This is a genomic window from Mesorhizobium sp. Primo-A (genome assembly GCF_003997175.1).
Lineage (GTDB): Bacteria > Pseudomonadota > Alphaproteobacteria > Rhizobiales > Rhizobiaceae > Mesorhizobium > Mesorhizobium ciceri.
Genome location: NZ_RZTG01000020.1, coordinates 1 through 18,467, shown reverse-complemented (window position 1 = coordinate 18,467; position 18,467 = coordinate 1). Strand labels below are relative to the sequence as shown.

The 18,467-nt window shown below is 62.3% G+C and carries 21 protein-coding genes; 18 read left to right on the top strand and 3 right to left on the bottom strand.

The window, feature by feature from the left end:
• Positions 1 to 69: 69 nt before the first annotated feature.
• A complete protein-coding gene (locus tag EOC83_RS28925) occupies positions 70 to 600 on the bottom strand; it encodes a MucR family transcriptional regulator (protein WP_063170741.1) in 531 nt (176 codons plus the stop codon).
• 418 nt (positions 601 to 1,018) lie between these two features.
• On the opposite strand from EOC83_RS28925, the gene EOC83_RS28920 reads away from it, so the two are divergent.
• Positions 1,019 to 2,224, top strand: coding sequence for a DUF932 domain-containing protein (locus EOC83_RS28920; RefSeq protein WP_127224555.1), 1,206 nt, complete (start codon positions 1,019 to 1,021; stop codon positions 2,222 to 2,224).
• A gap of 222 nt (positions 2,225 to 2,446) precedes the next feature.
• On the opposite strand, the gene EOC83_RS28915 is transcribed toward EOC83_RS28920, so the two are convergent.
• Positions 2,447 to 2,674 (bottom strand): helix-turn-helix transcriptional regulator, encoded by a 228-nt coding sequence (locus EOC83_RS28915; protein ID WP_063170739.1) that lies wholly within the window; start codon positions 2,672 to 2,674, stop codon positions 2,447 to 2,449.
• A gap of 79 nt (positions 2,675 to 2,753) precedes the next feature.
• Here EOC83_RS28915 and EOC83_RS28910 point away from each other — a divergent pair, with 79 nt between their 5' ends.
• The 16 genes from EOC83_RS28910 to EOC83_RS28840 all read left to right on the top strand — a co-directional run bounded on the left by EOC83_RS28910 (position 2,754) and on the right by EOC83_RS28840 (position 16,267).
• Positions 2,754 to 3,032 (top strand): DUF2285 domain-containing protein, encoded by a 279-nt coding sequence (locus tag EOC83_RS28910; RefSeq protein ID WP_063170738.1) that lies wholly within the window; start codon positions 2,754 to 2,756, stop codon positions 3,030 to 3,032.
• Between the two features lie 140 nt (positions 3,033 to 3,172).
• Positions 3,173 to 3,379, top strand: a complete 207-nt coding sequence (locus tag EOC83_RS32915) for a DUF6499 domain-containing protein (RefSeq protein ID WP_063170737.1) — start codon at positions 3,173 to 3,175, stop codon at positions 3,377 to 3,379.
• Positions 3,380 to 3,449: 70 nt separating this feature from the next.
• Positions 3,450 to 3,968, top strand: coding sequence for a DUF2285 domain-containing protein (locus tag EOC83_RS28905; RefSeq protein WP_063170736.1), 519 nt, complete (start codon positions 3,450 to 3,452; stop codon positions 3,966 to 3,968).
• Positions 3,969 to 4,102: 134 nt separating this feature from the next.
• The gene (locus EOC83_RS28900) at positions 4,103 to 4,393 is read left to right on the top strand and encodes a helix-turn-helix domain-containing protein (RefSeq protein WP_063170735.1); all 291 of its coding nucleotides are present in this window, start codon (positions 4,103 to 4,105) and stop codon (positions 4,391 to 4,393) included.
• 17 nt (positions 4,394 to 4,410) lie between these two features.
• Complete coding sequence (locus EOC83_RS28895; protein ID WP_245441365.1) at positions 4,411 to 5,277, top strand: replication initiator protein A; 867 nt, start codon at positions 4,411 to 4,413, stop codon at positions 5,275 to 5,277.
• A gap of 319 nt (positions 5,278 to 5,596) precedes the next feature.
• Complete coding sequence (locus EOC83_RS28890; protein WP_063170733.1) at positions 5,597 to 6,061, top strand: DUF2840 domain-containing protein; 465 nt, start codon at positions 5,597 to 5,599, stop codon at positions 6,059 to 6,061.
• Positions 6,058 to 6,618: a S26 family signal peptidase gene (locus tag EOC83_RS28885; RefSeq protein ID WP_063170732.1), complete on the top strand. Its 561-nt coding sequence runs from the start codon at positions 6,058 to 6,060 to the stop codon at positions 6,616 to 6,618. Before EOC83_RS28890 ends, EOC83_RS28885 begins: the two co-directional genes overlap by 4 nt.
• Before the next feature lie 45 nt (positions 6,619 to 6,663).
• The gene (locus EOC83_RS28880; RefSeq protein WP_063170731.1) at positions 6,664 to 6,984 is read left to right on the top strand and encodes a DUF736 domain-containing protein; all 321 of its coding nucleotides are present in this window, start codon (positions 6,664 to 6,666) and stop codon (positions 6,982 to 6,984) included.
• Positions 6,985 to 7,036: 52 nt separating this feature from the next.
• Positions 7,037 to 8,182 carry a lytic transglycosylase domain-containing protein gene (locus tag EOC83_RS28875; RefSeq protein ID WP_063170730.1) on the top strand — a complete coding sequence of 382 codons (1,146 nt, stop codon included), beginning with the start codon at positions 7,037 to 7,039 and terminating at the stop codon, positions 8,180 to 8,182.
• A 147-nt stretch (positions 8,183 to 8,329) separates the two neighbouring features.
• Entirely contained in the window at positions 8,330 to 10,069 is a 1,740-nt protein-coding gene (locus tag EOC83_RS28870; RefSeq protein WP_063170729.1) for a VirD2 family relaxase/mobilization nuclease, read from the top strand.
• 448 nt (positions 10,070 to 10,517) lie between these two features.
• Entirely contained in the window at positions 10,518 to 11,633 is a 1,116-nt protein-coding gene (locus tag EOC83_RS28865) for a hypothetical protein (RefSeq protein WP_063170728.1), read from the top strand.
• A 31-nt stretch (positions 11,634 to 11,664) separates the two neighbouring features.
• A complete protein-coding gene (locus EOC83_RS28860; protein WP_063170727.1) occupies positions 11,665 to 12,390 on the top strand; it encodes a hypothetical protein in 726 nt (241 codons plus the stop codon).
• A gap of 256 nt (positions 12,391 to 12,646) precedes the next feature.
• Positions 12,647 to 13,285: a glutathione S-transferase N-terminal domain-containing protein gene (locus EOC83_RS28855; protein WP_063170726.1), complete on the top strand. Its 639-nt coding sequence runs from the start codon at positions 12,647 to 12,649 to the stop codon at positions 13,283 to 13,285.
• A gap of 313 nt (positions 13,286 to 13,598) precedes the next feature.
• Positions 13,599 to 14,336: an SDR family oxidoreductase gene (locus EOC83_RS28850; RefSeq protein WP_063170725.1), complete on the top strand. Its 738-nt coding sequence runs from the start codon at positions 13,599 to 13,601 to the stop codon at positions 14,334 to 14,336.
• 109 nt (positions 14,337 to 14,445) lie between these two features.
• The gene (locus EOC83_RS28845) at positions 14,446 to 15,165 is read left to right on the top strand and encodes an SDR family oxidoreductase (RefSeq protein WP_063170724.1); all 720 of its coding nucleotides are present in this window, start codon (positions 14,446 to 14,448) and stop codon (positions 15,163 to 15,165) included.
• A 193-nt stretch (positions 15,166 to 15,358) separates the two neighbouring features.
• Complete coding sequence (locus EOC83_RS28840; protein WP_063170723.1) at positions 15,359 to 16,267, top strand: LysR family transcriptional regulator; 909 nt, start codon at positions 15,359 to 15,361, stop codon at positions 16,265 to 16,267.
• A gap of 48 nt (positions 16,268 to 16,315) precedes the next feature.
• Here EOC83_RS28840 and EOC83_RS28835 read toward each other — a convergent pair whose 3' ends face one another.
• The gene (locus tag EOC83_RS28835; RefSeq protein ID WP_063170722.1) at positions 16,316 to 16,960 is read right to left on the bottom strand and encodes a peroxiredoxin-like family protein; all 645 of its coding nucleotides are present in this window, start codon (positions 16,958 to 16,960) and stop codon (positions 16,316 to 16,318) included.
• A 400-nt stretch (positions 16,961 to 17,360) separates the two neighbouring features.
• Here EOC83_RS28835 and EOC83_RS28830 point away from each other — a divergent pair.
• On the top strand, positions 17,361 to 18,467 hold a 1,107-nt coding region (locus tag EOC83_RS28830; protein WP_127326004.1), incomplete at its 3' end, for a hypothetical protein.

Genomic DNA, 18,467 nt, shown 5'->3' with positions numbered 1-18,467 from the left:
CGCTGCAAGGCGGGGCTTCGCCATGTTCAGGTCCTACACAGCCCGGCACGTCCGCCAGGGTGCAGAGGTCTAGGCTTTTGCTGGTGCCTTGCGCGTCTTCTTCAGCGGCGACTTGATGGCTGCCGCAGTCGTCGTCGCTGCTGCCGCACGAGCAGGCCGTTTTGGTTTTTCCGACGCGGCAGGCGTGGGCGCAGCCGCCTTGCGCCCGAGCCCTATTGATTTCGCCAGGGCCGAGCGCGTGGCGGCGTAATTCGGCGCCACCATCGGATAGTCGGAGGGCAGGTTCCATTTCTGCCGGTATTCGTCGGGGGTCAGATTAAAATGCTGAAGATGCCGCTTGAGCGATTTGAATTTCTTTCCGTCTTCCAGACAGATGATGAAATCCGGCGTCACCGACTTCTTGATCGATACCGCCGGTTCCTGCTTGATCACCGGCTCTATCGTCGGCGTGCCGATGCCTTTCAAAGCGGCATGGATATCGCCGATCAACTTCGGCAGCTCGGCGACCGGCAGTGGATTGTTCGACACATAGGCGGCGACAATGTCAGCCGCTATGGACACGGTATCCAGTTGACCGTCTTGTTCGAGAGCAGTGGTCATCTAATTTCCTCTTATTGTATCGGACGAATTGAGCGACGTTTGATTTCCCCGTCCCGCCAATGAGGCAAATAGTACGTTTCTCTGTAAAATCCAAATCTCTTGCACAACATTATAAGAGTAAGCTTCGCATTCATCGTTCTGATCGACTGCGGATACCCTTGTAGACTCGATGGGAAGCGAGGAACTTCCCCTCGCTTCCCCGCCAATGCCGCCTGTGCAGAGCAGGGCCGCAGGCTCGCAAAGCGGCCCGACAGCAGCAACAGTGGCCATCAATTTCCATCCGCTCCGCTCGACCGTGCAACCCGGCTTCGCTCGCCGGCATTGGCCCCCATCACTCCCGCGCGCTCACGCGCCCCCGGAAGGCATGCCGGGGGACATGCCTTCGGCATTGACGGAAAAAGGAGTGAGCACAATGAACATGACCACCATTATCAACAGCGAGAGCAACAGGCAGGAACAGGTGGCTTCCAGCGGCTTTCGCGTGGATATCTCGCGCGGCGAGAGGATCGGACGAGTTTCCTCCGAATGGTTTTCGCGTCCCGATGACGAGCGCTATCTGAGCCTTACCGAGCTCTATGATGCCGTGAAGCAGCGCGCGGACCGAGCGACCGCCCGCACCGTTGAGAGCCGCGCCGTGCGCGTGGAAGCTACCCGCGACAATGCAGAGCGGCTTTCGCTTATCGTTCCCGGACAGGAGCAGCCAATCGCGCCGACGCATTGGAGCTTCGGCCAGCTTTGCAGCCTTGTCAGCGCGCCGGCCACCTATATGCGCCAGCTGCCCGCGCCGCTTGCTGGCATCAATTTGCAGCATGGCCTTTTGAGCCATCGGGCGGAGTTGATGAAGACGCTCGAGACGGAAGACGGACGCATTGAGCTTCGCGCCGTCACGGGTCCGGACTATGGCCGCATCTGGGATCACGAGCTTGTCGCCGCCGTCATGAAGATAGCGGGCAACGGAACTGGCGACACTATCTGGAAGGTGCCGGGCGTTCTGGACTGGGCGACGATGACGCACAATCCATTCGTGGACGTGACCAAGGACACCACGACGCTTTACGCCAGCGACCGCGACGTGTTCCTGTTTCTGGTGGACGACACACACCCGATCGAAGCCGGACGGCTTCCGAATGGCGAGCCTGATTTGTATTTCCGAGGGTTCTATTGCTGGAATTCGGAAGTCGGTTCGAAGACCCTGGGCATTGCGAGTTTCTATCTGCGCGCCGTCTGCATGAACCGCAATCTGTGGGGCGTGGAGGGTTTCGAGGAAATCACAATCCGGCACTCAAAATTTGCCGCGCAGCGTTTTGCCCATGAGGCAGCGCCGGCTTTAGCTAGCTTTGCGAACTCAAGCCCGGCGCCGTTCATCGCTGGCATCAAGGCCGCGCGTGAGAAGATCGTAGCCCGCACCGCCGAGGACCGCGAAAGCTTCCTGCGCAAGCGCGGTTTCTCCAAGGGCGAAACGGGCAAGATCATCGAGACTGTGTTGCAGGAAGAAGGTCACCCACCCGAAAGCATCTTCGATTTTGTTCAAGGCATGACAGCGCATGCCCGCGCCAAGCCGCATCAGGATAGCCGGCTGGAGCTTGAAGGAAAGGCGAAGGCACTGTTGGAAAAGGCGGCGTGAACGAACGAAAGGCCGCACGGCGAACGTCTCGCCGCGCGGCCTTTCTGGTCCGCCACATCAACCGGATTGTCTTATCATAAGAATATCTAGCGACCAGATCATCGGGGTCGGCGCGTGCGGTCGCTTTTATGAAACACGGCGGCCGCTCGCCGGGCTCCGCCCGGCTCGCGATGCGACTGCTGTCATGGAGGCACAACAAGACAAATGAGGCCGAATGACTCGCTATTTTGTGACGCGCGATAGAGGGCGCCTTAGAAGGTCCGCGGCCTCAATCCCGAGAACATTTGCCAACTTGTCGACAACGTCGATCGTCGCGCCGTAGACGCTGCGCTCCAACGCGCTGATGTAGGTGCGATCGACTTCCGCGCGGTGAGCCAGCTCTTCTTGCGAAAGCCCAGCCGCCTGCCGATGCCGCCTCAGATTGCGTGCAAACACCTCGCGTATTTCCATGCCCGCGAGTGCAGCGTCTTGTCGAGTATTCAACCACGGAGTATTCTCTACAAAATGACTTCAAAGATGGAAATCGCGTTTGCTCAAACCACTGCTTGATCCCGATGTTGCCGACGTTGCTCCAGACTCCTCGATCTTGACCGGATACGACGAGGAGCGGCTGCTCACCTACATCCGCCTGCTCGACGCGGCGGCCGAAGACGCGGACTGGCGCGAGGTCGCCAGGATCGTCCTGCACATCGATCCTGAGCAGGAACCGGAGAGAGCGTTCAAGTCCTGGGAGACCCATCTTGCCCGCGCGCGGTGGATGACGACGAGTGGTTATCGGTATCTTCTGGCGGGCGGTGCGCCCCATTAGGTGCAGCCTGCCATGCGCCACGCTTTGCTGAATCAGCACAGCGGTTTGCTGACTCTCCAACTACCCAGCACGCGCATCGACGCCGATGCTGATTCCGAAGCTCGCAGCCAAGTGCTGGCATCGGGAGAGGACCTGGCAAATTGCAAGGCGATTGGACCAATCCAGCGGCCTATGTGCACATGCGCGACTACGAAGCGCCCGAGTTCGCTGCCGAATACCTGATCCGGAACGACGCCTTCATCGCCGAGTGCAGTCAGCTTGCGTCGCTGGGCGCAAATACCGGAGACCTGCTCGGACCAACTGACTTCGCCGCACGCTGGGGCGCGCGATTTCACTGTCACCGGTAACGGACTTCCATCTGCCGAGAACATCGTCTGGACGGAACAGGCCTCGCCGCGCGTGCTCCGGGCCACACGGATGCCTGCCTCGATTGGCTCATCGTATCGGAGCGTGTTACCTAGCGAACTCAGCAACGCTAGCGTTTGGGAGCAGGGCGAAGACCTTGAGGCTCTTTGGTCGGCTTCGACCGCAACGCATCGCCTGATTGCCGAGAGTTGCGACGGTTCACTTGGCATCAATGCCATCATTCTCCCGCTCGACGAAGCCTTCGAAACAAGACTGGACGCCGCACGCCAGTTCTGGCGGGCACTAAACGGTCGATCGCCCGGCCCAGTCTATGGCGCGCTGCCCCAGCAGACGAAGATCAGGCATATCCTCAATCTGCGCGCTCACGACGCCCGCCGCGCAGCGGCCTCCTCTCGCATGATCGCGGAGGCGCTGCTGTCACGAGATCCAATCGTGCCACGAGATTGGCGCGACCATCACCTCAGGCACAAGGTACGGGCGATCCTGCAAAGAGCGGATCGCCTGGTCGCCGGCGGCTACCGCGACCTTCTTTTCTATCCACACAGCCGCAGCCCGAAATCCCGGCGCTGAAGCCCCTCTTCGAGGGGTAGCAAAAACACATCCCCCGATGTTTGCCCTCCCTCGCTTTTCCTCAATTCGACCATCGTCCGTTTCGCGCGTCCCGGCAGGCCAGGATGACAGCAAAACCGGATGGAGATCGAGCGATGTCGAAGGGTCCCGCGGACGCGCCCCAAAAATACCTGCGAACCAAGGAGGCTGCACCCATCGTCGGTCTTTGTGCTCGCACGCTGGAAAAGCACCGGACCTATGGGACCGGTCCTAAATACCGCAAGGTCGGTGGGCGCGTGCTCTACGACATCGATGACCTGCACGCCTGGATCGAACTCGGCGCGCGTACCTCCACCAGTGATGCGAACGCGACCTTTGTTCCGCCGGCCAAGCCCCATGCCGCGCGCGCGCCTGCCTATGCCGGCCGGCGCGATCGTGACTCCTGACAGCACGGGTGGCGTCAGTGCAGTACCGCTCCGAAGGCCAGCTTGACCTGTTTCACGCGCGCGCCAGCGTCGTCACGCCGCGCGACGCGCAGGATCTCATGTCGTGGCCGTTCTTCTCGCTCGCCAAATCCCGCCGCGTCACGCCGATTGACTTTCACATGGGAGATGTGTCGATCCGTGTCGAGGCGACCCTCGAACATGGGATGGCGACCATCTGGGACGCCGACATTCTGATCTGGGCGGCCAGCCAGATCGTCGACGCACGAGACAACGGCCTTCGTACGTCGCGTTTGATGGCGGCAACTCCCTATGAGATTCTTGCCTTCATCGGCCGTGGCGATTCCGCCCGCAGCTACGACAGACTGAAGGCTGCACTTGACCGGCTGCAGTCGACCACCGTTGCCACATCGATCCGACAGCCGGCCGAACGGCGGCGGCATCGTTTCTCCTGGATCAACGAGTGGAAGGAGCGAATGGACGCCAGCGGCCGCCCGCTCGGCATCGAGCTCATCCTGCCCGACTGGTTCTATGCCGGCGTTCTCGACGATGCTCTGATCCTCACCATTGATCGTGAGTACTTTGGGCTGACGGGGGGCCTGGAGCGATGGCTCTACCGTCTGGTGCGAAAACATGGGGGCCGCCAAACCTATGGTTGGAGCTTTGATCTCCACCATCTCCATCTGAAGTCAGGCGGTCTGTCGCCCTTCAAGCGCTTCACCTTCGACCTTCGCGAGATCGTCGGTCGCCAACCCCTGCCTGGCTATCGGCTGGCACTCGTCATCGATGCTGACGGTCGATCGCGCCTGACCTTTCAACCCACCCCGCCAGAATCGTACGCGGCGCAACGCGCGTCGCGCGCCAGAACGACCAAGGCTGTGAAATGACTGTGGACAGCCCCGTGCTATCAGGAACCGCAACTCCCGTGCCATCGGGAACCGGGTTCCCGTGCTATCAGGAACCGGATTCGATCCTAAGCCATTGTGGCGATTGCCGAACCGGCTCCTCTAACGTTTCTAACCGAGAATCCTTCGGATTCTTTCTAACGCGAAGCGCGGGTCGGCGAGGCTGTGGGCGACGGCCGAGCCCTGATCTTTCGGCGATGCCGAGAGCGATCGACGTCCACTGCTCTTACCGAAACAAGATCACTTTTTCCGCCCCTCGCTTCGCCATGCTTGCTCGTGGCCTCCTGTCATGGAGGCCGGCATGAGCGATCTCACCTCGGTCGAACTGGTGTGGCTGAAGAAGCGCATCGAGAACCACATCCGCTTCGGCACGGTTGCTTCGAACAGGAACATCGACCGCACTCGTCGTGCCGTCACCTTCACGCCTGGCAGCATCTTCGCTTTCGTCCGGTGGATGGGCAACGACTTCGGCACCGTCGCGTCCCGCATCGACATACTGCGTGCAGTCGCCGCCGGTCGGCGCTGCTCGACCGTCGCCTATGTGCGCCCTGGCGCCGAGATCCTGCTCACAGCGATCGGATGGCGGAACGTCGAAAAGGTGCTGAAGATCATCGACGCCATCGAGGCTATCGGCATCGAACCTGTCGATGTGTCACCGGATTACTGGCGCCATGCCCACTGTAGGTTTGCCGGGCGCGAGGCGCCCAGGCCCTACACGCGCCAGCGCCATGAAGCCTGGCTCCTGCGCCGCAGGATTGAACCATGAGCATGCGCGCAACGATCATCGCAGGAATGCTTTGCGGCGGGGTTCTCGCCGTCGCTCCGGCATGGATCGCCCATCGCCCGAGCTTCATCTGGAACGCATCTGCAAGCGTCCCCATCGGGTTGTATCGTGTCGAGCCGGCCAGCAGGATCGACGTCGCCGACATCGCCGTCGTCATGCTGCCTGAACCGCTCGCGAGCTTCCTGGCTGAGCGTCAATATCTACCGCACGGCGTGCCGCTTCTGAAGCGCGTGTTAGCGCTCCAAGGCACGACTGTCTGCCGGGAGGGCACCGCTACCATCACCCATGACGTGACCGTTGGACTTGCGCGCGAGCGCGATAGTCGCGGCCGATCGTTGCCCGTCTGGCAGGGCTGCCGCGTGATCGCCGACGGCGAAGTCTTTCTCATGAACCGGGATGTCGCCGACAGTTTCGACGGCCGGTATTTCGGGCCGTTGCCGCTCACTTCGATCATCGGTCGCGCTGTTCCTGTGTGGGTGACCCGCCGCACCGCTCCAACGCCGAATATTCTCAAAGATCCCGTTCCCGGCGAGCCGTGAGGCTCGTGCCAATCATCGTCAAACGCTCATGAAAGGAGCACTGCAATGGCCCAGATCGGCACCTTCACCCGCAACAACGACGGCTTCTTCGGCAACGTCTCGACGCTGACGCTCGACGCGAAGCTCGCCATCCTGCCTGCCGAGAAATCGGATGCCGACAACGCGCCGGACCACCGCGTCTTCTGCGAAGGAATGGAGATCGGTGCGGCGTGGGAACGCACTGGCGAGAAGGCCGGCGCCTATCTCTCCGTCGCCATCGACGATCCCTCCTTCATACAAGCGATCCGCGCCAATCTGTTCCAGTCCGATGCCGAGAAAAATGTCTGGGCCTTGCACTGGAGCCGGCCGTCCAAGCGTGCCGAGTGAGGCTGATCGGATGCCTCGACCCCGCGACAGCGAACCGCTCACAGCAAACCCTTTGATCGATCGGGCGCTGGTCAAACCCTTCGACCCGATCGCCTGTCAGGCCGCCGCCGCGCACAGCGAAGGTCAAGGGCGGCCGGACGCTTGCCAATCGCTGCGGACGCTCATCGCCGAGCTGTTTGCGGCAAGCAAGTCCGGCCGGCGAAGCCTTGCCCTTGACGGAAGCGAGCACGGTGGCAGGGTTTTCGCACGTCGGGACGGCGGTGCATGCGCTGCCGTCCACAGAGGCACGGCCATTCTATCCGCATGCGTGATCCTCATCCTCTCAGTATCCGCAATTTGCGCGGAACCACTATCGCGCAATGAGCGGCCGGCGCGTCCGAGCAGCAAGACTTGGTCCGCCGACCCCTGGTCTGTGCATATCCAGGAGGCTGCAAAGCGGTTTGCCCTTTCCGAGCGATTGCTGCGCGCCGTCATGCAGGTCGAGAGCTTTGGCGATGTTCATGCTGTGTCGAGCAAGGGCGCGATGGGCCTGATGCAGATCATGCCGGCGACGTGGGAAGAACTGCGGATCAAGCATCATCTTGGCGACGATCCTTACCAACCGCACGACAACATTCTTGCCGGCGCCGCTTACCTCCGCGAGATGCTCGACCGCTTCGGCCGGAACGGCTTCCTTGCTGCCTACAATGCCGGTCCCAGGCGCTACCAGGAACATCTTGCGACGGGCCGGCCGCTGCCGCGAGAGACAGTCGACTACGTCCGAAAACTCGTGCCGCTGATCAACGGTGCGGTTCCCATTCCAACTCGCGCACGACATGGAGCGGGCAGAGCGAGCGCACTCGAAGCGTCGATTTTCGCGCACGTCGTGAACACACGGAATAGCTCGGTTCCGCAGGGTGAGCGCGAGACTGATGTTCCCGTAGAGACCGTCTTCACGGCGACCCGTTCACCCAGCGTGCGAGCACCCGTGGACAAAGCGGTCACCGATCTTACGGCCCTTGTACCGCAACCGGACGGCTCGCGCAGTGAAGGCGTATCAGTCCGAACCCCGCTGTTCGTAATCCGTTTGTGCAGACCTCCGCCGCGACTCCACAATGATCTCAGCATTCCTGGTCAATCGCATTCCGACCTGTTCCGTCGCGGAAATTGCGGCGGGAGGGTTGGCCGTGAGAGAGGGCGAAGAGGGATGGCAGGATAAAGGGCCGCGATGTGCGGCTCGGTCGGGGTGTTGGATCTCAAGGGTTTGCGCACCGGTTCTGCGATGTGCGCGAGAAATCCGCGATGTGCGCGATCAGCAATTTCTCAAAGTTTTCAACAGAAGCCGCACCTCGCGGGAAGAATGCTCATGAGCACGGATAACGAATTCCGCGTCCGGCCTGGCCGCATTCGTTCCCGGGCCAGTCAGCGTGCACGCCCCTTCATCTCCCAGGCACTGGCCGCTGCACAAAGGGCAGGGGGACATATCTCGCGCAAGGGAAACGTCATCTCCTCGCGCGCCTCGACGTTCGGTCGTGGCAGGTCGGCGAGCATCCGCGCCAATCGGCTCATTAACGGCCGCTCACGCGGCGCCGTCGTAAAGGCACGCGTTGTCCGGCAGTTCAGGGGATCGACGCCGCTGGCCGCCCATCTCAAATATCTTGGTCGCGAGGGTGTGGCCCGCGATGGCGAAAAAGCAAAAATGTTCGGGCCGGACGAGGACGGGGCTGATCATGATGCCTTCTCAGAACGCTGCAAGGATGATCGGCACCATTTCCGTTTCATCGTCTCTCCTGATGATGCCCAAGAGTTGGGTGACCTCAAGAGTTTTGCTCGCGGCCTCATGGTCGATATGGAGCGCGACCTCGGCACCAACCTCGACTGGATCGGGATCGATCACTGGAACACCGAACACCCTCACGTCCACATTCTGGTGCGCGGCGTGGCCGATGATGGCGAGAACCTCGTCATCTCACGCGACTACATCCGCCAGGGCATGCGCGACCGAGCAAGCGACATTCTCACCCAGACGCTGGGGCCTCGGACCGACAATGACATCCGCCGAACAGTCGAACGGCAGATCGACACCGAGCGGTGGACACAGCTCGATCGCCAGCTTGTTCGCGATGCCGATCGCCTTGGTATCATCGATCTCGCGCCGCTCCGCAGCCACGAGCCCGACGAGTTCCTCACGCTTAAGATCGGGCGGCTGCGCAAGTTGGAAGGGCTTGGCCTCGCCAGCGAGATCCGTCCTGGCCAGTGGACCATTGCGGAGGAGGCTGAGACGACGTTGCATGCGCTCGGCGAGCGTGGCGACATCATCAAGCGCATGCATCGCAGCCTATCCGGCCGTGGCGCCGAGAGACGCGCGGCCGACTATGTCCTTGCAACTGAGCAGACAGCCAATCCTGTCATCGGTCGGCTGTTGGAGCGGGGGCTCGACAACGAGCTGCGGGGCTCGGCATATGCAGTCGTCGATGGTGTCGACGGACGCGTCCATCACATCCGGTTTCAAGATCTCGACGCAACCGGAGATTCCGCGCCGGGCTCGATCGTTGAACTGCGCCGCTACGAGGATGCAAAGGGCCGCGGTCGTGTCGCGCTCGCCATCCGTTCAGACTTCTCCATCGAGGAGCAGATCAGTGCCGGCGGCGCGACTTGGCTCGACCGTCAGCTTGTCGCGAGCAAACCCGCCGAAATCGGGGAGGGCGGCTTCGGCCAGGAAGTGAAACAGGCGCTTCAGGTTCGCACCGATCATCTTGTCAAGGAGGGCCTCGCACGACACGAAGGTCAGCGCGTCATCTTCGCTCATAACCTGATCGACACGCTACGCGATCGCGAGGTGAACGCACTTAGCGCTCGGCTCGCGGCCGAGACCGGACTGCCGTTCGCGAAAGCTTCTGAAGGCGACGAAGTAGCTGGCATCTATCGACAGAGGTTTTCGCTCGTCTCCGGCCGCTTCGCGATGATTGATGACGGGCTCGGCTTCGGGCTTGTGCCTTGGTCGCCGTCTGTCGAGCGGCAGCTGGGAAAGCATGTTTCCGGCCTCATCGGTGCAGGGGGCGGAGTGGATTGGACCTTTGGAAAGAAGCGAGCACTTGGATTGTGAATCCAGACGATATCGTGCATCCGTGTCCTGCAGCGGAACTCCAGATCTGGTCAAACGGCATGCCGGTCGAAGTGATGATCGCCGCGCCCAAAAGCAGCCGCTCATTTAGTGCACCAAAGAATGGCTGCTGCGCCCGCGGGTGAGTTCGATCGAGTTCGCTAGGGTAAAGCGGAGGTCGCGTCCTGACGCAAGCGGTGCCGGCGAGACGGAACGCGCTTTGTGCGCGCGGCTGTCGCCGTCTTCCATTCCGCCTCGGAATAACAGCTAGTCGCACAGCGTCGCTACAGCCTATCTCGCTGAAGGCTCACTGTTCTTACAGGCAAAACGCCTCTGCGGACGCCGGGAGCGGATGATCAGTTGAGCGATGGAGACCATAGTGAACACAAATGTCCAAATCACCCCGCGAGCGGCGGGGGCTCTGGCTTTCAGCCCTGACGGAGTCCTCTTCTTGGGCGACAACAAGCTCGGAGCCGTCTTCGCCTTCAAGACGGAACGGGGCCAGGCCCCAGCCTCGCTGGATCCCTTCCTCTTCGAGTCGATTGACGAGAAGATCGCCGAGGCGCTGGGCGTGACGGTGAAGAGCTTGGTGATGAACGGGATGGCCATCCATCCCGTCACGCGGGAGCCATACCTGTCTGTCGGAGTGCGCAACGGCGATCGCCTGGAGCCCGCGGTCGTGAGCGTCTCGCTTTCCGGTGAGGTCCGCCCCTTCGATCTCTCATCGTCGAAGAGGACAGTACACAGGCTGACCGACGTTCCCGACGAGGACAAGACCTTTAAGTCGCGGGCCGGTTCTTTCCCCTATCCGCCGGCCGCGGTCTTCGACGAGAAGGCGCGCACGCCGCTCCGATCCATGACGATCGTGGATCTGAAGTTTCACAATGGCGATGTGTTCGTCGCCGGCGTCTCGAACCAGGAGTTCTCCTCCACGCTGCGGCGTATCCCCTATCCGTTCACTGGCGCCGCCAGCGAGACCCAAGTGGAAATCTACCACCTCGCTCACGGCCACTACGAGACGCGGGCGCCGATCCGGACCATGCAGTTCGCCACCATCAATGGCGAGGACACGCTCGTCGCCGCCTACGCATGCAGTCCGCTCGTCACCATTCCGGTCTCAGACTTGAAGCACGGCGCAAAGGTGAGAGGCAAGACGATCGGCGACATGGGCAACGGCCAGCCCATCAGCATGGTCGCCTTCCGGGATGGGGACGAGGACAAGCTGTTCATCACCAATCTCAGTCGCGGCCCCATGATCGTTCCGCTCTCGGGTATCCGCTCCGCTGAAGGCTACACGCCCGAGAACCGGCCGACCCAAGACAAGATGCTGGACCAACACCCTACCATGCCGGCCGGGCCGGTCGGCAAGCAGGTGCTGTTCGTCGGGTCGTCGTTGCGGGCCGACCTGTTCAGCGACCGCTTCTTCGTCTCCCTGACCCGCTACGCAGATACCGGCGATCTGACGCTCGAGACCCTGATGACCAGCCCGCTTCCCGGACGGTTAGACAAGATCTGGGTGGAGTTCGATTTCCCGGGCGCCCAGTTCCCACCGAAGCCGTCGGCGTGAACGGCGGGCGTGACTTTTGAAGGCGCCAGAGATGCGGATCCAAACTTCGCCAGACATGCCGATGCGCATCTCTCCTCAAGCCAAGGTCCTTCCCGCCAACATGCTGCGTTTCTATATACATTTTCCGAGGCCAGGAGAGGCGCACTTCGATCGTGACCAACTCTGGCTCCTGAACGACGAGGAGCAGGTTGTGCCTGACCCCTTCCTCGTCCTCTCACAGGAGCTCTGGTCCATTGATGGGTGCCGCCTGACGGTGCTGATGGAGCCAGGAAGGATCAAGCGCGGTCTTGGCGTAGATCCGTCTCACGAGCCGGCGCTTGTCGTCGGGCGCACGTACAGCCTTGTCGTCACGGCCCTCGGGCAAACGGTGCGTCACACCTTCCGTGTAAGCGGTCCCGTCCTGGAGGCGATCGACGAGGCGGCCTGGCGGATCGTCTCCCCAAATGTGGGGAGCCTCGATCCCGTCGCCGTACACTTCGGACGCGTTATGGACGCTGCCCTTTGCGAGGATGAGATCAGAGTCTTGACGTCTTGCGGAGCGGTCGTCGCGACGCGGCTGTCCCTCTCATCCGATGGAACAGCAATGCAGCTTATCCCGGGCCACCCCTGGAGCGCGGGGGAGCAAAGTCTCGTCGTGTCAGACCGTTTCGAAGACGTTTGCGGCAACAGGTTAGGCGAGGCTCTGGACCATGACGTGGGCGTGGCCGGGCGCCCCCGGACCGGGACAATCAACTTCACGCCGCACCGCTTCGGCTAATAGACCGGCAGTAAGTAGGCAGGAAGTCGATGCCGGCTCCCTCAAAAGTCTCCCAACGTCGGCACTCCTGATTGGCATTCATTCCCCGCCGGAATGATGGATATGTCTGCATGCTGTCTACCGGGCATCGATCGAACGAGTGCAAATGACCGTACTCCGTCTGTCGAGCGTCTGCTCGACAGGTCAGATTGCGGGCCTCGGCTCGTGGCCAGGCGTTTCGACGGGGACAACACGTCCAATTTTGAACGGGACCCTCATGTTGCAAGTATATGCCTTCGCGACCCCAAACAGCCTCCGGATTCCGATCGCCCTGGAAGAGCTTGGCCTGGACTACAAGCTAAACGCCGTAAACGTCCGCAAGGGCGACCAGAAGCAGCCAGGCTACCTGGCGATCAACCCCAACGGCAAGGTCCCGGTCCTGGTTGACCCCGAAGGCCCGGACGGCGAAACGCTAACCCTGACCGAGTCGGGCGCGATCCTCATCTACCTGGCTGAAAAGACCGGCGAGCTATTGCCCAGGAGCGGGGCCGCTCGCGCCCGCGTGTTCGAGCAGATGTTCTTCCACCTGACCGGGATCGGGCCCGCCCTTGGTCAGGTCGGGTTTTTCAAGCGTCAGGCTTCGGAGAACCTTCCCCTCGCGATCGATCGTTTCCAAAAGGAGGCGGAGCGGGTCTTGGCGGTCCTGGACGGGGTGCTGGCGCATCGCAAGTTCGCGGCCGGTCCGGACTTCTCGATCGCCGATATCGTTCACTTCGGCTGGCTGTGGCGACGCGACTTCGCCGGCATCGACTTCGAGGCGACGCCGAATATTGCTCGTTGGTACGAAGGGATTTCGGCGCGCCCGGCAGTCCAACGCGCTCTTGAACGGGTGACCGCCCTCGTCCCGCCAGCGTAGGCCACGCCACCAGGCCAACCGCTGCTTTACCGAGACTGTTCGCAACGGAGGCGCAACCGGCCTCGGGCATTGGCCATTGCATGCGCGCACAGCGCTCTTGTCGCCGGCAAGTCCGTTCCGACCCATTCCGAAAGGGGTGGCCATAGCGATGACCTCGGCCTTCTTCATTCCTGGGAGGAATAAGGCTTAGTCAAACACGAGCACTACTGGGTTTCGCCCAGTCCCATATCTCTCATCCGCTCGCGTCACCCCGGCGCCGAGCATTGCGGAGCCCCGGCCGCCGTTGTCCGGGAATAATTTAAGGACGTCACAAATGAGCAAGAAACTCGACGGCAAGATCGCTGTCGTCACCGGCGCTAGCGCCGGTATCGGTCTGGGCGTCGCCAAGGCCTTCGCCGCCGAAGGCGCCAAGGTCTATATCACCGGCCGCCGCCAGAGCGAGCTGGACAAGGCCCTGGCCGAAATCGGCCACGGCGCGGTCGGCGTTCAAGGAGACGCTGCGAATATGGCCGACGTCGACAAGCTGTTCGCCCAGGTCAAGGCGACCGATGGCCGGATCGACGTCCTCGCCCTGAACGCGGGCTTCTACGAATTCGCGAAATTCGGCGAGATCACCGAAGAGCACTTCGACAGGCACTACAACACGAACGTGAAGGGCTTGCTGTTCACCCTGCAGAAGGCGCTGCCCCTGCTGCCCAAGGGCGCCTCGGTGATCCTGACCGGCTCGATCGCCAGCCAAATCGGCATCCCGGCGATGTCCGTCTACTCCTCGACCAAGGCGGCGATCCGCAGCTTGATCCGGGGTTGGATCCACGACACCAAGGAACTGGGCTTCCGCATCAACGTGCTGAGCCCCGGTCATACCCTGACGCCTGGTCTGAAGACCTTGTTGCCGGCTGGGGCCGAAGACCACGTCGCGACGACCATTCCGCTCGGTCGTCTCGGCACCCCTGCCGATCTCGGCAAGGCTGCGGTGTTCCTGGCATCCAGCGACAGCGAATACATCCACGGCATCGAACTCGAAGTGGACGGCGGCGTCTCGCAGATCTGACAACTTTAGCTGGGCGAGCTTCGGCTCGCCCAGTTGCCATTGTCCGCCAGCCGCCTCGGTTACCGCAGATCTGCCCGGGGCCACCTCAGTCCCCATACAAAGAATCCTCATGACCCAACGCACCGTTCTTATCACTGGAGCGACCAAAGGCATTGGCCGAGCCCTGGCGGAGCGGCTGGCCCGAAATGGCCAACGTGTCATTGGGCTCGCGCGTACGTTGCCGACCGATTTTCCGGGTCGCGCCGTCGCCGTCGACTTGGCGGACGCAGCGGCGACCGAAGCGATCCTAAAAGCTCTTGCCTCCGAAGAGGCGATCACCGCCGTGGTCAACAACGTTGGACTGGTCAAGCTCCGCGAGCTTGGCGATATCCCCACGCACGAGCTCATATCCGTCCTCGATCTTAACTTGCGCCCGGCCCTGCAGACGGTGCAGGCCGCCCTGCCGGCGATGCGGGCGGCAGGTTTCGGACGCGTGGTCAACATCTCAAGCTTGGTGGCGCTCGGCATGCGCCAACGGTCTAGCTATTCGGCCGCCAAGGCCGGACTGATCGCCTTTACGCGGACCTGGGCTCTTGAGCTGGCCGAGGAGGGCATCACCGTAAACGGTGTGGCGCCGGGACCAACTGAAACGGAGCTCTTCCGAACCACCACCCCCAATGGCAGTGAAGCCGAAGCCCGCTTTCTCGCCGCGGTGCCGGCCCGTCGTTTTGCGAAGCCTTGGGAGATCGCAGCGGCTGCCGAATTCCTGCTGTCTGAAGATGCGGGCTTCATCACCGGCCAAACCCTATTTGTTGATGGCGGCGCCTCAATCGGCAAGGCGTCTGCCTGAACCGTCTGGTTAGCGACAACATCATCAATTCCGTCTAGGAATGCTCGAGGCGATCCGTCTCCTGGCCACGCTTCTTCCACCCGGGCCGCAACCATGCCTTGCGAGACGGCTGGCAATGGCTAAGTTTTAAGCTTGGGACGGCGACGGGCAGTGAACTGCGTGGCGTCTCCGCCATTTCCTGCAGGGCATGCCGATGGATCGCTTCGCGACAATGCAGACCTTCCTGACCGTCGTCGATACAGGGTCGTTTTCGAAGGCCGCGCGGCAACTGAGCGTCGGGCAGCCCGCCGTGTCCAAGACTATAGCCCAGCTTGAGCGGCGGCTGGGGGTGAAGCTGCTGGTGCGATCTACCCGTGGGCTTGCGCCGACGGAGGCTGGCCTGAATTTCTACGAACGGGCGCGGCGATCGGTCGAGGAGGCCGAAGAGGCCGAGCTTGCGGCGCGCGGCGCCGGCACCGGTCTATCCGGCAAGTTGCGGGTCTGCGCCGCCGTAACCTTTGCGCGCCTGCATATCGTCCCAAAGATCGCTGAATTCCTGGCGCAGAACCCTGACCTCGAAATGGAGGTCGTCCTCGATGACCGGAACATTGACCTGGTCCAGGAAGGGATCGACGTCGCCCTGCGCTTCGGGTCGATGCCGGATTCCAGTTTGACCGCGAGAAAGATCGCCTCGTGTCCCCGGGCAGTCCTCGGCGCTGCGGCCTACTTCGAACGGTGCGGCAAGCCGATGCTGCCGGGCGAACTGGCACTCCACCAAGCGATCGTCTACCCGCACAGCGGCGGGAGCGATGTGTGGGCGTTTCGGAAGGATGGCTCGGAGGTATCCGTTACGGTCAATAGCCGCCTGAAGATCACCGCGGCTGAAGGCATCCGCGCCGCGGTGCTCGCTGGCGCGGGACTCACTGTTGCGTCTGAGTGGATGTTCACGCCAGAGCTGGCCGACGGCACCGTCCAGCGGGCTTTGACGGAATGGCAATTGCCGTCGATCGATCTCTGGGCGGTCTATCCTGCCGGTCGCACCGCGACCGCTAAGGCAAGGTCGTTTGTCAGCTTTGTCGACAGCTTGATGGCCGATGCGGCGGCTCCGTCGACGATCGTCTGACGCGTCCCCTGCTTCGAGCGGCGGGCCAGTAGAGTGGTCCTCGCGCCGTCAGGCGGACGGGCTGGCGCCGCGTAGAACCGGCAGCAGCTCCAGGGGATCGGTCCGGCGCGTGAAGTCGGCACTCACTTCGGCGTACCGGATGGAGCGATCCGTAGCGATGACGAAGCGGGCCGGTAGTGGTAGCGTCCAACTCTCGTCACCATTCAGTGTCGGCAGGTCGATTCCAGACCGCTGGTAGAGATCGATCAGCCCTGGGGTCAGTTTCACAAGAACCCCGAAGGAGGCCGCCACGCGATTTCGCGGGTCCGCGAGCAGGGGAAAGCTTGTTCCGGCCTGCTCCCTGACGGCTCGATTGTGGTTCGGGGTCTGTGGTGAGATCGCAAGCAGCGTGGTCCCACGGTAGGTATATTCGGGCAACGCAGCCTCCAGGGCCTGCAAATCCGCGATGCAGGTTGGACACCATAAACCGCCGTGGAACGTCACGACGGCCGGTCCGGAGCTCAAAGCGTCGCTCAGCGACACTGCCCCGCCCTCGCAATCATAGAGACTGAAGCCGGGGGCTGGCACGCCAGCCCTGAGGCCACGCCTTGCGGCTCCTGAGGCTGTCAGTGCCTGCGCCGCGCGGCAGGCGATTTCAGTTGCTGAAAGCGGCGCCCCGCCGGTCGCGTTCCTAGACCGAGGCCTGCCACTCATGTCGAGTATCGCCCGAGCATTCACTGAATCTCCGCCAAGTGGTCGTTGATCCCACTCTATGTGGGCAATCCAGGCGCTCCACAGACGTGCCGGAAGACTAACACCCATTCTCATATGGAATGCCGGAGCGGTGCGGCAAGGCTCACTCCTGTGATGACGCCTCGCCCGGCCGCCTTGGCGCACCGGGGGACGAACACAGTCGGATCCGGGCGTGATTCGTCTATTCCTCGCGGTGATAAACCATATTCCCGGCGACCCACTGACTAAACCCTTCGCGGCTCCTCATCTCTACCCGTGCGCCCGTCGACGGGGCATGGGCGCGGTCTGAACTCCCCACCCCCCAGCCCAAGTTTATCTCGGCCACGCCACCAGCGCTGCCACAAGAAATGGAGCAATCGATATGAAAAAGTTTACCCTGCTTGCCACAGTGAGCGCCGTGCTGATCGCCGCGCCAGCGATGGTCCCCACGCTCGCGCACGCCGCCCCCGCGTCCGTCGCAGCTGCGTCCTCACGAACCCCGGCTAAGCTGCAATACGCGGGGGTCCTAACCTTCAGCCCAGACGGAGTGCTGTTTGTTGGCGACAACGTCAGCGGCGCGGTCTTCGCCTACCCGATGGGCGAAGGGGTGGCCCCCGCCGCCGCGCCACCACTGGAGATGGATGGCATCGACGACCGGATTGCAGCGATGCTCAAGGCGTCCAAATCCAGCATCCACATCAACGGCATGGCAGTCCATCCCATCACCCACGACGTCTATCTCGCGGTTGCGTTCGGTGCTGGAAGGCCGGCCGTCGTGAAGGTCTCGCCGGCCGGAGCGCTTTCCCAGGTCGACTTGGCGCGCGCCAAGCCCACCAGCTGGTCCATCCCCGATGCGCCGACCCCGGACGAGCACTTCCGCGACCGCACCGGAGACTGGCCGGTCCCAGCGGGCGACAAGTACCGTCAGAAGGCGATGACGCCGATGCGATCAATGACCATTGTCGACATGAAGTTCCACAATGGGGAGCTGTTCGTTGCCGGTATCTCCAACGAGGAATTTTCATCGACTCTTCGGCGCGTGTCCTATCCCTTCGACGGCCAGTCCTCATCGACGGCCGTCCGAATTTACCACGTCGCCCACGAGCGCTACGAGACCCGCGCGCCCATCCGCGCCATGCAGTTCGCCACCATCGATGGCGAGGACACCCTCGTCGCCGCCTACACCTGCAGCCCGATCGTTCTCATTCCGACTGCACAGCTCAAGGACGGCGCCAAGGTGACAGGCAGGACGGTCGGCGATATGGGCAACGGCCAGCCGCTCAGCCTGGTTTCGGTGTTGTTCAATGGGCAGCCGAGCCTGTTCGCGACGAACGCGGGCCACGGCCCGCGCATGATCCCGATTTCCGGCCTGCAGAAAGCCGTGGCATACCTGCCCGATAACTCGCCGCATGGCGGCGTCGGCGACTGGCGGCCGGAGTACCCGCTCGGCCCAGTAGGCAAGTCGCTGATGTTCGTCGGGTCCTCCCTC

Bases quoted from the DNA above. Each gene is read 5' to 3' on its own strand.
- EOC83_RS28880 (WP_063170731.1), top strand. From the start codon at position 6,664: ATGGCCCAGATCGGCACCTTCACCCGCAACAACGACGGCTTCTTCGGC.
- EOC83_RS28905 (WP_063170736.1), top strand. From the start codon at position 3,450: ATGCCTGCCTCGATTGGCTCATCGTATCGGAGCGTGTTACCTAGCGAA.
- EOC83_RS28915 (WP_063170739.1), bottom strand. From the start codon at position 2,674: ATGGAAATACGCGAGGTGTTTGCACGCAATCTGAGGCGGCATCGGCAG.
- EOC83_RS28845 (WP_063170724.1), top strand. From the start codon at position 14,446: ATGACCCAACGCACCGTTCTTATCACTGGAGCGACCAAAGGCATTGGC.
- EOC83_RS28855 (WP_063170726.1), top strand. From the start codon at position 12,647: ATGTTGCAAGTATATGCCTTCGCGACCCCAAACAGCCTCCGGATTCCG.
- EOC83_RS28885 (WP_063170732.1), top strand. From the start codon at position 6,058: ATGAGCATGCGCGCAACGATCATCGCAGGAATGCTTTGCGGCGGGGTT.
- EOC83_RS28840 (WP_063170723.1), top strand. From the start codon at position 15,359: ATGGATCGCTTCGCGACAATGCAGACCTTCCTGACCGTCGTCGATACA.
- EOC83_RS28860 (WP_063170727.1), top strand. From the start codon at position 11,665: ATGCGGATCCAAACTTCGCCAGACATGCCGATGCGCATCTCTCCTCAA.
- EOC83_RS28835 (WP_063170722.1), bottom strand. From the start codon at position 16,960: ATGAGTGGCAGGCCTCGGTCTAGGAACGCGACCGGCGGGGCGCCGCTT.
- EOC83_RS28850 (WP_063170725.1), top strand. From the start codon at position 13,599: ATGAGCAAGAAACTCGACGGCAAGATCGCTGTCGTCACCGGCGCTAGC.
- EOC83_RS28920 (WP_127224555.1), top strand. From the start codon at position 1,019: ATGACCACCATTATCAACAGCGAGAGCAACAGGCAGGAACAGGTGGCT.
- EOC83_RS28870 (WP_063170729.1), top strand. From the start codon at position 8,330: ATGAGCACGGATAACGAATTCCGCGTCCGGCCTGGCCGCATTCGTTCC.
- EOC83_RS28900 (WP_063170735.1), top strand. From the start codon at position 4,103: ATGTCGAAGGGTCCCGCGGACGCGCCCCAAAAATACCTGCGAACCAAG.
- EOC83_RS28925 (WP_063170741.1), bottom strand. From the start codon at position 600: ATGACCACTGCTCTCGAACAAGACGGTCAACTGGATACCGTGTCCATA.
- EOC83_RS28890 (WP_063170733.1), top strand. From the start codon at position 5,597: ATGAGCGATCTCACCTCGGTCGAACTGGTGTGGCTGAAGAAGCGCATC.